This is a genomic window from Achromobacter sp. JCM 18799, from assembly GCF_055395645.1.
Map to the genome: position 1 here is coordinate 3,756,304 of NZ_AP043866.1, position 12,671 is coordinate 3,768,974.

The following is a 12,671-nucleotide window of genomic DNA, read 5'->3' on the forward strand; positions in this document are numbered from 1 at the left end:
AGCTTTAGGCTTCCCGCAGCGCGCCCGACTTCAGCAGGGGCGCCAGGATGCCGGCGGTGTAGACCCGCGCCAGGTTCGCCAGGAAGTCAGTGAAGTCGGCCTTCGCGGCGTGATCGGCCTGATCCGAAATCACCCGCAGCACCGCGAAGGGCACGCCAAATTCGTAGCAGACCTGCGCCATCGCCCCGCCTTCCATTTCCAGGCAGAGCGCATCGGGCAGGCGCTGGCGTAGCTGGTGCGCATAGTCATTGCTGTTGACGAAGACGTCGCCGGTGGCGATGAGTCCATGATGCACCCGCGGCGGCCGTGCGCCCTGCTCCGCCGGCAAGCCGGCATGGCCGCGCACGAACTGCCCTGCGCTTTCCAGCAACCGCCCGCTCAGAACCGGATCCGCATCGAAGCGTTCGCGCCCCAACAAGGGAATCTCATGCCGCCCGAACAGCGGCCGCGCATCCATGTCGTGCTGCATCAGCCCGCTGGCCACGACCACGTCGCCCACCGCCACATCCTCATGCAAGCCGCCGGCCAGCCCGGTGAAGATCACCCGCGACGCCTGGAACTCCTGGATCACGATGGAGGCGGTCGCAGCCGCGGCCACCTTGCCGATCCGGCTCAACGCAATCACGCAAGGCGTGCCCCACAAGGTGCCGACGTGGAAGTCGCGCATGGCAATGCGATGGATGGCGGCGCCCGGGTCCATCGCCGCCAGCAGGTCGGCGATCTCTTCGTGCAAGGCGCCCAATATGGCTAAACGTCCCATGTGCATCTACTCAGGTAATGCGCGGCCCGCGGCCGCCCTGCCCGCAACATACTCCATGCGCGCCGAGGCCGCCAACGCATGTGGGCCCAGCCACGCTTGTCATGAGGATTGCAACTTTTGATGTAGTGAAACTTTCCTGCTGCACCCGCGCCGCCCTGCGAACCTGGCCGGGGCGATGGATTGCTACCAATTGGCTAGTCAAAAAAGCGGTGTATGTCCGTTCAGCAGGGAAACCACGCACCCGGCGGCGTCTGAACGCCGTGCTAGCTTACCGTCGCGCACGACGCGGGCCATGCCAGCAAGCAGATTCATTGCAAGACTCAATCTGTGGAGAACGATCATGGTGAAGAATCTAGCCGTATTCTTCGACGGGACCTGGAACGAACCCAATGACCGCACCAACGTCTACGAACTCTACAAGGCGGCGCCCGAGACCTCCACGCAGGAGACGTTCTACATCGAAGGCGTGGGCACGCAGGGCCAGGGCCTGTGGGCGGCCATCGACAAGTTCGCCGGCGGCGCCTTTGGCGCGGGGCTGTCGGCCAACATCCGCGCGGGCTACCGTTGGCTTTGCCAACGCTACGAACCGCGCGACCGCATCTTCCTGCTCGGCTTCAGCCGCGGCGCCTACTCCGCCCGCAGCCTGGCTGGCATGGTGCGCAAATGCGGCCTGCTGAACGATCCTTCCGACAGCAACGTGGAACAAGCCTATGCGCTCTACCGCGACGACTGCATCCCCTCCTCGCTGGAAGCCGCGACTTTCCGCCTGAATTTTTCGCGCGAGACCGACGTGCATTTCGTCGGCGTCTGGGACACGGTCGGCAGCCTGGGCATACCGGTGGGCGGCATTCCTTTTCCGGGCTTCTCCAGGTTCTACAACTTCCACGACACCGAACTCAGCAACCACGTCCATCACGCCTATCACGCCATCGCCACCAACGAATTCCGCGAACCGTATGCGCCGACCCTGTGGACCCGTCTGGCCAACTCCGAGCCGCGCCCGCCCGACCATCCGGTCGAGCAGCGCTGGTTCATCGGCGCCCATTCGGACGTCGGCGGCGGCTACCGCGACGGCAGTCTGCAGACGCTGCCCGCCTCGTGGCTGCAGGAGAAGGCGCGCCAGGCCGGCCTGGAGGCCGGACTGGCGCAACGCGTCGCCACGGACTACGACCAATGCGAGCCGCACGATTCCTACCGCGAGTTCACGGAGAAGGTGCTGATCCATGTGAAAAAGCGGCCCAGGCTGTGGGACGGCGCAACCGTGCTCAATCTGACGGTGGACGAACAGCTGCTGAAGCGGTTCGGGCGCAACCTGGATTTCCTGAAGGAGTACCCCGACTTCAAGGACGCGCTGGAAAAGCTGCCCGTGGCGCGGCCATGACCCGCCCGCCGCGCGCGGGCGGCGAACGCAATGTGAGGACTCGCAATAGAGTGATGCAATGCGCTCGGAAATGAGACTATGCGATTTAATGCGATACAAACTTCCACCTGTCGGAATGTGGAGGGGAAACAATGCTTATGCATAGCGCATTTCAAGTAACCTCCGGCCACCAGTCATTGTTCCGAGCCGATGTTTACGCATGTTCCGCAATGTCTTTGCTCTCAAATCCCTTGAAAGGTATTTCCTGACACTGGCTGCAGGCGTAGCGCTGCCGGTTTCCATGCTGACCGTGATCGTGGTGCAGCAGAACTGGCGGTCCCTGGCCGCCACCGACGACGCCCTGAGAGGCTTCGTCGTGGTCCGCACGACCCTGATGACGATGGAGGCCGTATCCGCCGAACGCGGCCCCATGAACTCGGCGCTGGGTTCCGACCTGCCGGTCCCTGAAAACATCCTGCACGCGCTGGACCAAGCCCGCCAGCACACCAATGCGCAAATCGCCGACCTGCTTGCGCTCTACCGCGCGCCCCTCAATCCCAACGGCGCCCGCGAATTCACCAACATCCAGCGCATCCGCGAGTCCCTGTTGAACGCCCGCGCCAGCGCCGACGCAGCCATCGCCGCGCCCCGCGCCCACACCTCCGGCCACAACCTGTCGACAGTGGTCGGCGACATGGTCGCGGTGGTTCCCGAACTGCGCGCCGCGATGTCCGACGGCATCGGCCTGATCGCCCGGAACCAGGGCGAAGACTTCGACCTGCTGTCGCTGGCGCTGCTGGCCGGCGAACTGCGCGAACAGGCCGGCCTGCTCGGCTCCACGTTCGCGCCCGCCCTCAGCAAACGCCGCACGCTGACCGCCAGCGACCAGCTGCGGATAGAACGCGTGATCGGCCGCATCGACCAACTACGCGCGCTGATCGACGCCAACATCGCCAGCATGCCGCGACACGCCTCCTCCCTCGCCTACCGCGAACTGCAGCAGCAGTACTTCGGCGACGGCATGAACTACCTCGACAGCGTGCGCGCCATGGCCGAACGGGTGCCCGAAGAATCCCTGGTATCGATGTACGAACTGGGCGCGAACTATGTGCCGCGCATGAAGTCCATCCTCCGGTTCCGCGACCTGATGCTCAATGAAGTGGAGCGGCGCATCGGCGAAAACCGCCAGGCCGCGATCCGCGTGCTGCTGACCACCCTGGCGGCCGCCGCGATGCTCACCGCCGCGTTGATCATCGGCTTGTCCATGTTCCGCAAGCGCGTCATCCGGCCTTTCGTGCGCGCCACGAACATCATCGGCGCGATCGCAAAAGGCGGCGACGTGCCGACCATTCCGGCGGACCAATACCGCGGCGAAGTGAACGGCATGTTCAAGGCCTTGAACGTGCTCAACGACAACGCCGCCGCCGTGCGCAAGCTGGAACTCGAACGCGACCGCCTGATTCAAGACCTCGCCATCATGGCCGAAACGGATTTCCTGACGGGCCTGCTGAACCGCCGCGCCTTCGAGAAGCGCCTGGAAGCTTCGCTGGACGACATCCGCAACGACGCGCAGGACGGCCTGGGCTTCATTCTGTTCGACATCGACCACTTCAAGTCCATCAATGACACGCACGGCCATGCCACTGGCGACGAAGCGCTCAAGACCGTGGCCCACCTGTGCCGCACGACCTTCCGCGAATCCGACGTGGTCGCGCGCGTGGGCGGCGAAGAATTCGCGGTGCTGTGCCGCAGCCGCAATCCGGACCGCGTCCGGGACATTGCGGAACGCATGCGTCTGAGCATCGCGCAAACGCGGATCCGCGCCGACGGCGGTTCCTCCTTCAGCATGACCGCCAGTTTCGGCGTCTCCCATGCCTGCGGCGGCGATACGGCGGCGCTGGAGAACCTGTCGCGCCGCGCGGACGAGTTGCTGTACAAGGCCAAGCTGACCGGCCGCAACTGCGTGCTGCTCGAACAGATGGCTTGACGCGCGGACAGTGCAGACGGCAAAAGCCGCTCGCGCCACACATCCTCGCAAGTCCTCGGTAGCCGCGGAGCCGATCTGTCGGTCGATCTGTCGCACGCTCCAGCCACCGCGCAGCGCCTCCGCCTCGTAGAACCGGCGGGCATGGTCATCCTTGACAGACAGCAACCGAACATGGGCCGGCCACGGCAAAGTAAGGACCTGGGACAGTTCGGAGAGGTCAAATGCCAGCCCGCCGCTTACCTTTCTGCTCGGCTTCGATAAGCCGGCGACCAATCTCCCAATAGCTGGCCGTCATCAGCGCATTGACGCTGCGCGCCGCCGCTAGGCGCGCGGCATCCAACAAGTCGACAATTTCGGCCGTCAGCCCGTCCAACGAATTGCCGCGCAGGAGTCACCGTGAAAAAAAAACCCCGGCGGATTTCCGCCGGGGCCATGCCAGCTCACACCTGCTTGCTCAGTTCGAATACACCTTGATCTGATCGCTCTTCAGCACATCGGGCGTCAAGCTCTTGTCGATCCATTCCATGGACGTGTCCGACACGCCCGGCGTCACCAGCTCGGCCGGAACGATGGTGATGTCGGCCAGCACCTTGAATGGGTACTTGTCGCTCTTCTTGGTCACGCCGAACAACTGCGCTTCCAGGCCCTGGCCGTCGGCGCGCTGCATCTTCACGTCGCGGCCGTAGCCCTTGAAGGTCACGTCGTGCATCGCCGCAGCCACCTGCTCGGGGCTGGGCCAGGCGCCGCCGTTGTCCTTGATCGCCTTCTCGTAGCCCGCCTTCAGGCCCTGGATCGCTTGCACCATGTGATAGACCGAATAAATGGGATAGGCGCCGGTCTTATCGTGGAACTTCTTCACGAAAGCCTGGTGCTGCGGATCGTCCTTGGTTTCCGGATGCAGGAAATAGTGGTCGCCGCGAGCGCCGACGTACACGCCTTCGGGCAGGGCGTTGCCCAGGCGCTCCAGAGAGCTTTCGGCCAGCGACAGCACGAAGGTCGAGTTCTTGAAGAGATTGCGCTGCGAGGCCTGGCGCACGAAGTTGTCCAGGTCGCCGCCCCACGACGTGGACACGATGACGTCCGGACGCAAGGCCTGCAGGCGGCTGATCTCGGTGGAGAAGTCGGCCGCGCCGAACTTCGGGAACATCTCGGCCACGACCTTGACGTCGGGCTTGAACTTCTTCAGCGCGGCCAGGAAGATATCGCGCGAATCGCGGCCCCAGGCGTAATCCTGGTTGACGATGGCGATGGTCTTGAAGTCGGGCTTGACCTTCATCAGGTACAGCACCTGGGCGACCATCTCGGTGGTGGCATTGGCCTGGGTGCGCACCACGTACTTGTATTTCTTGCCTTCCAGCGCTTTCTCGGTGCCGCAGTCCCACAGCACGTTCAGCACCTTCAGGTCTTCCGCCACGGGCGCGACGATGTTGCAGTGGCCGCTGGAGATGGCCGACAGCATGACGCGCGTGCCGCCTTCGGCCAGACGGCGGTACTCGGACAGCAGTTTCTCGCCGCCGCCGCCTTCATCGATGTAGCTGGGCACCAGCTTCACGCCATCGATCCCGCCGTTGGCGTTGATGTCCTGGATCAGGATCTCGGCCGCATCGCGGGCGGGCACGCCGAACACGGACGCCGACCCCGACAGATAGGTCGAGATGCCAATGTTCAGTTCCTTGGGCTTGTCCGCCGCGCCTGCCAGCGCCGCGGCGCCCGACAGCAGGGTGGCGCCCAGCAGCGCCGCCAATCTAGAAGTCTTCATGGTCTTGTCTCCAGTGTTGGTATCGGGTCTATGCCCTTAGAAAACGATGGCGTCGCGCAGGCTGCCGCCGGTTGCGAGGTGATCGAACCCCTCGTTGATCTGGTCCAGCGAAAAGGATTTGCCCATCATGCGGTCGACCGGCAGCCGGCCCGCCTTGTACAGGTCGATGTAGCGGCTGATGTCGATGGCAGGCACGCCGGAGCCCAGGTAGCTGCCCCGGATCTCGCGCTCCTCGCCCACCATCTGCGACAGGGACAGCGGAAAACTGAACTTGGGATTGGGCAGGCCCGAGGTCACGGTGGCGCCGCCGCGGCGGGTCAGCTTGTAGGCGGTCTCGAACGCGGGCACCGCGCCGGCCATGTCGAAGCCGTAGTCCACCCGGCCGTCGGCCAGGTCATAGAGATCGTCATCGGACTTCAGCTGCCTGGGGTTGACGACATGCGTCGCGCCCAGTTCCCTGGCCAGGGCGAGCTTTTCGTCACTGAGGTCGACCGCCACGACGCGGCGCGCGCCGGCCGCCACGGCGGCCAGCAAGGCGCTCAGCCCCACGCCGCCCAGGCCGACGATGGCAGCGGTATCGCCTGCCTTGATACGGGCGCGATTCAGCACCGCGCCCGCGCCTGTCAGCACCGCGCAGCCGAACAGCGCGGCCTCGCGATGGCTGAGCTCGACGTTGACTTTGACGCAGGAACGGCGCGACACCACCGCATACTCCGCGAAGCAGGACACGCCGGTGTGGTGATTGATGTATTCCTCGCCGATGTGCAGGCGGCGATCGCCGCCCAGCAAGGTGCCCTTGGTGTTGGCCGCGGCGCCCGGTTCGCACAAGGCCGGCCGGCCTTCCATGCAGGGATTGCAGCAACCGCAGCTGGGTACGAACACCATGGCCACATGATCGCCCGGCTTCAGGTCGGTCACGCCGGGGCCGGTTTCCACGACCTCGCCGGACGACTCATGGCCCAGCACGATGGGTACGCCGCGCGGCCGGTCGCCGTTTATGACGGATAGGTCGGAATGGCATAGTCCGGCCGCCTTGATGCGCACCAGCACCTCGCCCGTGCCGGGCGGGTCCAGTTCGATCTCGGCAATGCTCAATGGCCGGGTCTGGGCATAGGGGCCTTCGACCCCCACTTCCCTCAACAGCGCCGCTCTGATTTTCATACGCCAGTCACCCACAGAAAGTATGGAGAAGCGCCCGGACGCGCCGGGCGCGGCACGTCAGACCGTGCGGCCGCCGTCCACCGGGAACTCGACGCCGGTAATGAACTCGGCGGCGTCGCTGGCCAGGAACAGCGCTGCCGCGGCCACGTCCGAAGGCTGGCAGAAGCGGCCCAGCGGAATGGTCGATACGAACTTGGCACGGTTCTCGGGCGTGTCGGGCAGGCCCATGAACAGCTCGAACATGCCGGTGATGCCCATTACCGGGCAGATGGCGTTGACGCGGATGCCGTCGGGTCCCAACTCCACCGCCATGGACTTCGACAGCACGTTGACCGCGCCTTTGGACGCGTTGTACCAGCTGAGGCCCGGACGCGGCCGGATGCCGGCGGTCGAGCCCACGTTCAGGATCACGCCGCGCTTCTGCTTGCGCATGACGGGCACCACGGCCTGCGCCATGTGGTAAATGGACTTCACGTTGATGTCGAACATGCGGTCGAACATGGCCTCGTCCACGTCCAGCATCGGCTGGTTCTTGTGGGTGATGGCGGCATTGTTGACCACGATATCGACCGAGCCGAATTTTTCCAGGCAGGTGCGCACGGTGTTGTCGATGTCGGCGCGGCTGGACACGTCGGCCTTCACCGCCAATGCGGCGGCGCCAACTTCGGCTGCCACGCGGTCGGCGGCCTCCTTGTTGATGTCGGCGATGACGACGCGGGCGCCCTCCTTGGCGTACAGCTTGACGATACCCTCGCCGAAACCGCTGCCGCCGCCCGTAACGATGGCGACCTTGCCTTGCAACTGACTCATTGTTTGTCTCCGGATGGTGTGGCGATCATTCGCCGTAGTATTGGATGAGCGTCTTGGTCGTGCTCATTTCTTCCAGCGCGATGAAGCCTTTCTCGCGCCCGTGTCCGCTTTTCTTCACGCCGCCGAACGGCAGTTCCACGCCGCCGCCCGCGCCAAAACCGTTGATGTAGACCTGGCCGCACTTGATGCCGCGCGCCACGCGCTGCTGGCGTCCCCCGTTCTCGGTCCAGACCGCGCCCAAGAGACCGTATTCCGTGGCGTTGGCCAGGCGTATGGCATCGGCCTCAGTGTCGAAGGGCAACGCCACCAGCACCGGCCCGAAGATCTCCTGGGTCAGCAGATCGCTATCGTGATTGGCCGAACTGAACAGGGTCGGCTTGACGAAGTAGCCGCCCTCCGGCACGCCGTCGGCGATGGCGCCTTCCGCCACCACCTTCAACCCGTCCGCCAGACCCTTGGCGATGTAGCGGTTGACCCGGTCGTACTGCGCCTTGTTGACCACCGGGCCGCAGGTCAGGTCCATGTCCGGCGTGCCCGCGCGCACCTTGGAGAATTCCTCGGCCAGCGCCTTCATGAAATCGGCATAGATCCCTTTCTGCACCAGCAGGCGGCTGCCGGCGGTGCAGGTCTGGCCGGTGTTGTGGACGATGCCCTTGACGATGGCCGGAATGGCCAGCTTGTAGCGCGCATCGTCGAACACGATGTGCGCCGACTTGCCGCCCAGTTCCAGCACGCACTTGACGGCGTTGACGGCGGCAGCCTGCTGGATCAGCACGCCGACCTCGTTGGAACCGGTGAAGGTGATGAAATTGATGTCGGGATGGCGCGACAGGCTGGCGCCAGCCTCTTCGCCCAGGCCCGTCACGATGTTCAGCGCGCCGGCCGGAAAGCCGACTTCCAGCGCCAGTTCGGCCACGCGGACGATGGACAGGCAGGCATCCTCGGCCGGTTTGACCACGCTGGCGTTGCCCATGGCGAGCGCGGGCGCCACGCTGCGACCGAACATCTGCGCCGGATAGTTCCAGGGAATGATATGGGCGGTGACGCCCAGCGGCTCGCGGATCAGCTGGACCGAATAGTCTTTTTGAAAGGGGATGGTCTGGCCATGCACCTTGTCGGCCGCGCCGCCGTAGAACTCGAAGTAGCGCGCCAGCACCGTGATGTCGGCGCGCGCGGTGGACATGGGCTTGCCGGTGTCGCGCGATTCCAGCTGCGCCAGTTCCTCGTGATGCGCCAACACGCTCTCGCCCAGGCGCAGCAACAGCCGACCGCGCTCCAGCGCGCTCAGCCCGCCCCACTCGCCGTCCAGCGCTGCGCGCGCCGCCCGCACCGCCGCGTCCACATCGGCCTGCTGGCCGCGCGGAATGGTGGTGAATACCTTGCCGTCTACCGGTGAAACCACCTCGATGCTGCGGCCGTCGGCGGCATCGACCTGGCGGCCGTTGATGATCATCTGCGTCATGGAATGTCTCCGTGGAATCAGTTCAGCGTGATCGAGCCGCGCTCGATCGTCCATATCTGGTCGGGGATGTCGCCGAGCAACTTGACGTTGGACTCGGTGATCACCACGCACAAGTCGGGCTGCAGCTCTTTCAGCCGCGCCAGCGCTTCGGTGTAATCGCGCGCAAGCTTGGGTGCGAGGCCCTGGAAGGGCTCATCCAGCATCAAGAGGCGCGTACCCACCATGACGGCGCGCGCCAGCGCCACCATCTTGCCCTGGCCTCCGGACAACGCGGAGCCGGAGCGCTGCAGCATGGGTTCCAGCTGCGGCACGACCTTCAGCACCGTGGCGACGCGCGCCTCGATCTCGGCCTTGGACTGGCCTTGCACTTCGCAGGGCAGGTGCAGGTTCTGCTCCACCGTCATGGTGGGGAAGATCACCCGGTCCTCGGGTGCATAGCCCACCTTCAGCGCCGCGCGCCGGTGGCCGGGCAGCGCGGTCAGGTCGGTGCCGTCGAAGGCGATCTTGCCGGACTTGATCCGCGTCAGGCCCATGATGGTGCGCAACAGCGTGGTCTTGCCCGCGCCGTTGCGGCCAACGATGCCGATGGTCTTGGAAGGTTCGAAACTGGCGCTGACGTCCCGCAGGATACGGTTGCCGGCCAGGTCTACGTTGACGCCCGATAGGTTCAGCATGTTCTCAGGCCCCCAGCACTTCGCTTTTGATCTGCGCGTTGTTCAAGACTTCATCGGGCGTGCCGTCCGCGGCCACCTTGCCCGAGATCCAGGCCGCCACCCGCGTGGCATAGCGCGACACGATGTCCACGTCGTGCTCGACGAACCAGCTGGTGACGCGCCGCTCATCCAGCGCATGCATGACGGTTTCCATCAGGCCGAACTTGTCCTCGGACGCGACGCCGCTGGTGGGCTCGTCCATGATCAGCAGCTTGGGCCGCAGCGCCAGCGCCATGGCCACGTCCAGCAGCTTGCGCTTGCCTTCGGGCAGCCCGATGGAGATCTCGTCGGCCTCGGGCAGCAGGCCTACCAGGTCCAGGGTGGCGTCGACTTCCTTTTCGTCTATGGTGCTTTCCAGCGAGCGGAACCAGCTCAGCTCCTTGTTGCGCCGCGCCGCCGCGATCTGTACGCACTGACGCACGGTGTGCTCGGTGAACAGCTGCGGCAGCTGGAATGAACGGCCCAACCCCAGCCGCACGATCTTGCGCGGGGCCATCGCCGTGACGTCGCGGCCGTCGAAATAGACCTTGCCCTGGGACGGCGCCAGATAGCCCGTGCAGATGTTGATGAAGGTGGTCTTGCCCGCGCCGTTCTGTCCGATCACTGCCAGGCGCTCGCCCTCGTGCAGCTCGAAGTTGATATTGTCGGCAGCCACCACGCCGCCGAACGCCAGGTACAGGTCTTTGGTTTGAATGAGGGGTTTCATCTTCAGTTCCTCACCGGGATCCGGGCAGGGGCCTGCGCGCGGGTCTGCTCGCGCCGCTGCGCCGCGGCGCGTTTCATGATCTGGCCGACGAAGCCGGTGGGGAACATGAAGATCACCAGGATCAAGGTCAAACCCAGCAGGAACTGCCACAGGCCGGGGAAGTAGGCCGCCGAGATCAGCTTCACGGATTCGAAGCCCACCGCGCCCAGGAATGCGCCCGCCGCATGGCCGGCGCCGCCCAGGATGGTGATGAAGACGAATTCGCCGGAGCGCAGCCAGGACCCGATTTCGGGCGTGACCAGTCCTTGCATCAGCGCCAGGATGGCGCCCGAGAAGCCGACCACCACGGCCGACAGCAGGTAGCCCTTCCACATGATGAAGTAGGCGGAAAAACCGAGATATTCCAGGCGCGTTTCGTTGGTCTTGATCGCCGACAGGGCCTGGCCGCTGCCGGACCGGAAGTAACGCTGCACCCACCACGCAAGGATCAAGGACAGGACCAGCGTCAGCACCAGCAGCGCGCGCTCGAACGATTCCCGCTCCATGGCAAAGCCCGCCATCGCCGGGCGCACGATGCGCAGGCCGTCCGAGCCGCCCGTCAGGGTGTAGAGCTTGCCCAGAAGCGCGAACAGCACCATGCTCAGGGCAAGGTTGAGCATGCCGAAGAAGATGCCGCGGTAGCGCACCACGAACAGGCCGATGACCACCGCAGCGAGGAAGCTGGCCAGCACGCCGGCCAGGATCAGCGTCAGCGCGTCCGTGCCAGGCACGGCGCGCGCCAGGAAGGCCACCGTATAGGCCGAGATGCACGAGTACATCGCGTGGCCGAAGGAAATCTGCCCGGCGCGGGCCATCACCGATACGCCCAGCGCCGCAATCGCGTAGGTCAGCCCGATGACGATGGGCGTGATGGTCCAGGAGTACGTGTAGCCGAGGAACAGCGTGAGCAGCGCGGCCAGCAGGCTGAGAACGGGAACTCTCATCAGATCGTCCTCGCTTGGGCCACGGTGAACAGGCCATGCGGCCGGATGATGAGCACCAGCACCATGATGATGTACGGCACCGCGACCTCCAGTTCCGGCGCGGCATAGACGGCGATGGCGCGGATCACGCCGATCAGCAGCGCCGCGATCAGCGCGCCGGTGATCTGGCCCAGGCCGGCGGTGGCTACCACCGCGAACGACAACACGGTCATGTCGGTGCCGGCGCCCGGCACCAGCGATGTGGTCGGCGCAGCCATGGCGCCGCCCAGCGCGCCCAGGATGGTGGCGATCACGAAGGTGACGTAGCCGATTTTCTTGGCATTGATGCCCAGCGAGGTCGCGACCTCGCGGTTGTGCGTGGTCGCCACGGTCTGCTTGCCCAGCTTGGTGTGGCGCAGGAAGAATTCCAGGCACACATAGGCCAGCAGCGCGGTCGCCGGCACCACCACCAGTTGATAGGTGGTGTAGGTAATGTCGCCGATCTCGATGTTGCCCAGCCGGTTGACCACTTCGCTGGCGCTGTAGGGCTGCGCACCCCACAGCATGCGCTGGATGTCCTCCAGCATCAGGAATGCGCCGAACGTCAGCAGCAGCTTCAGGATGGGATCGTAGTTCTGGGCGCGTCGGATCAGCAGGAACTCCATGATGCTGCCCAGCGCCAGCCCGACCGCGACGGCCGCCGCGAACAAGGCCGCGAACAGCAGGATGGGAGAGTCCGTTCTGGGCGCCAGGAACATGACGAAGCTGGCGGCCGCATAGCCCCCGAACGCATAGAAGGCGCCGTGGGCGACGTTCAGGATGCCCATCACGCCGAACACCAGGGTTAACCCCATTGATACCAGGAACAGCAGACTGGCATACGCCACGCCGTCCACCAAGGCGAGAGGCAGTAGATCCAAGGTCAAGCGTTTTCTCCCTAAGCGCTGTGCACCTGCCGCGCTCGCCGATCCGTTGTCCTGCAACATCGATC

The 12,671-nt window shown here is 65.0% G+C and carries 11 protein-coding genes and 1 pseudogene; 2 read left to right on the forward strand and 10 right to left on the reverse strand.

What is annotated here, in order from left to right:
• Window positions 1-4: 4 nt before the first annotated feature.
• Complete coding sequence (locus ACZ5YA_RS17640) at window positions 5-760, reverse strand: 5'-methylthioadenosine/adenosylhomocysteine nucleosidase (RefSeq protein WP_464090977.1); 756 nt, start codon at window positions 758-760, stop codon at window positions 5-7.
• Window positions 761-1,100: 340 nt separating this feature from the next.
• On the opposite strand from ACZ5YA_RS17640, the gene ACZ5YA_RS17645 reads away from it, so the two are divergent.
• Together ACZ5YA_RS17645 and ACZ5YA_RS17650 are read left to right on the forward strand one after the other, a co-directional pair.
• Window positions 1,101-2,141, forward strand: coding sequence for a DUF2235 domain-containing protein (locus ACZ5YA_RS17645; protein ID WP_280015667.1), 1,041 nt, complete (start codon window positions 1,101-1,103; stop codon window positions 2,139-2,141).
• Between the two features lie 280 nt (window positions 2,142-2,421).
• Complete coding sequence (locus ACZ5YA_RS17650; protein ID WP_464090978.1) at window positions 2,422-4,107, forward strand: GGDEF domain-containing protein; 1,686 nt, start codon at window positions 2,422-2,424, stop codon at window positions 4,105-4,107.
• A 66-nt stretch (window positions 4,108-4,173) separates the two neighbouring features.
• Here the strand turns inward: ACZ5YA_RS17650 and ACZ5YA_RS17655 are convergent.
• From ACZ5YA_RS17655 to ACZ5YA_RS17695, 9 genes and pseudogenes are all read right to left on the reverse strand, one after another.
• Window positions 4,174-4,495, reverse strand: a pseudogene (locus ACZ5YA_RS17655) (DUF1016 N-terminal domain-containing protein); the annotation flags it as partial.
• A gap of 66 nt (window positions 4,496-4,561) precedes the next feature.
• Entirely contained in the window at window positions 4,562-5,866 is a 1,305-nt protein-coding gene (locus tag ACZ5YA_RS17660; RefSeq protein ID WP_251879087.1) for an ABC transporter substrate-binding protein, read from the reverse strand.
• A gap of 36 nt (window positions 5,867-5,902) precedes the next feature.
• A complete protein-coding gene (locus ACZ5YA_RS17665) occupies window positions 5,903-7,027 on the reverse strand; it encodes a zinc-dependent alcohol dehydrogenase family protein (protein ID WP_464090979.1) in 1,125 nt (374 codons plus the stop codon).
• A 57-nt stretch (window positions 7,028-7,084) separates the two neighbouring features.
• Window positions 7,085-7,837 (reverse strand): glucose 1-dehydrogenase, encoded by a 753-nt coding sequence (locus ACZ5YA_RS17670; RefSeq protein WP_251879082.1) that lies wholly within the window; start codon window positions 7,835-7,837, stop codon window positions 7,085-7,087.
• A gap of 25 nt (window positions 7,838-7,862) precedes the next feature.
• Complete coding sequence (locus tag ACZ5YA_RS17675) at window positions 7,863-9,299, reverse strand: aldehyde dehydrogenase family protein (RefSeq protein WP_251879080.1); 1,437 nt, start codon at window positions 9,297-9,299, stop codon at window positions 7,863-7,865.
• Window positions 9,300-9,316: 17 nt separating this feature from the next.
• Window positions 9,317-9,973: an ABC transporter ATP-binding protein gene (locus ACZ5YA_RS17680; protein WP_251879078.1), complete on the reverse strand. Its 657-nt coding sequence runs from the start codon at window positions 9,971-9,973 to the stop codon at window positions 9,317-9,319.
• Between the two features lie 4 nt (window positions 9,974-9,977).
• The gene (locus ACZ5YA_RS17685; protein ID WP_251879076.1) at window positions 9,978-10,718 is read right to left on the reverse strand and encodes an ABC transporter ATP-binding protein; all 741 of its coding nucleotides are present in this window, start codon (window positions 10,716-10,718) and stop codon (window positions 9,978-9,980) included.
• 2 nt (window positions 10,719-10,720) lie between these two features.
• Window positions 10,721-11,701: a branched-chain amino acid ABC transporter permease gene (locus ACZ5YA_RS17690; protein WP_464090980.1), complete on the reverse strand. Its 981-nt coding sequence runs from the start codon at window positions 11,699-11,701 to the stop codon at window positions 10,721-10,723.
• Window positions 11,701-12,606 (reverse strand): branched-chain amino acid ABC transporter permease, encoded by a 906-nt coding sequence (locus ACZ5YA_RS17695; RefSeq protein ID WP_251879072.1) that lies wholly within the window; start codon window positions 12,604-12,606, stop codon window positions 11,701-11,703. Before ACZ5YA_RS17695 ends, ACZ5YA_RS17690 begins: the two co-directional genes overlap by 1 nt.
• Window positions 12,607-12,671: the final 65 nt, after the last annotated feature.

Coding starts and splice junctions, on each gene's coding strand:
- ACZ5YA_RS17640 (WP_464090977.1), bottom strand. CDS start 760: ATGGGACGTTTAGCCATATTGGGCGCCTTGCACGAAGAGATCGCCGAC.
- ACZ5YA_RS17645 (WP_280015667.1), top strand. CDS start 1,101: ATGGTGAAGAATCTAGCCGTATTCTTCGACGGGACCTGGAACGAACCC.
- ACZ5YA_RS17650 (WP_464090978.1), top strand. CDS start 2,422: ATGCTGACCGTGATCGTGGTGCAGCAGAACTGGCGGTCCCTGGCCGCC.
- ACZ5YA_RS17660 (WP_251879087.1), bottom strand. CDS start 5,866: ATGAAGACTTCTAGATTGGCGGCGCTGCTGGGCGCCACCCTGCTGTCG.
- ACZ5YA_RS17665 (WP_464090979.1), bottom strand. CDS start 7,027: ATGAAAATCAGAGCGGCGCTGTTGAGGGAAGTGGGGGTCGAAGGCCCC.
- ACZ5YA_RS17670 (WP_251879082.1), bottom strand. CDS start 7,837: ATGAGTCAGTTGCAAGGCAAGGTCGCCATCGTTACGGGCGGCGGCAGC.
- ACZ5YA_RS17675 (WP_251879080.1), bottom strand. CDS start 9,299: ATGACGCAGATGATCATCAACGGCCGCCAGGTCGATGCCGCCGACGGC.
- ACZ5YA_RS17680 (WP_251879078.1), bottom strand. CDS start 9,973: ATGCTGAACCTATCGGGCGTCAACGTAGACCTGGCCGGCAACCGTATC.
- ACZ5YA_RS17685 (WP_251879076.1), bottom strand. CDS start 10,718: ATGAAACCCCTCATTCAAACCAAAGACCTGTACCTGGCGTTCGGCGGC.
- ACZ5YA_RS17690 (WP_464090980.1), bottom strand. CDS start 11,701: ATGAGAGTTCCCGTTCTCAGCCTGCTGGCCGCGCTGCTCACGCTGTTC.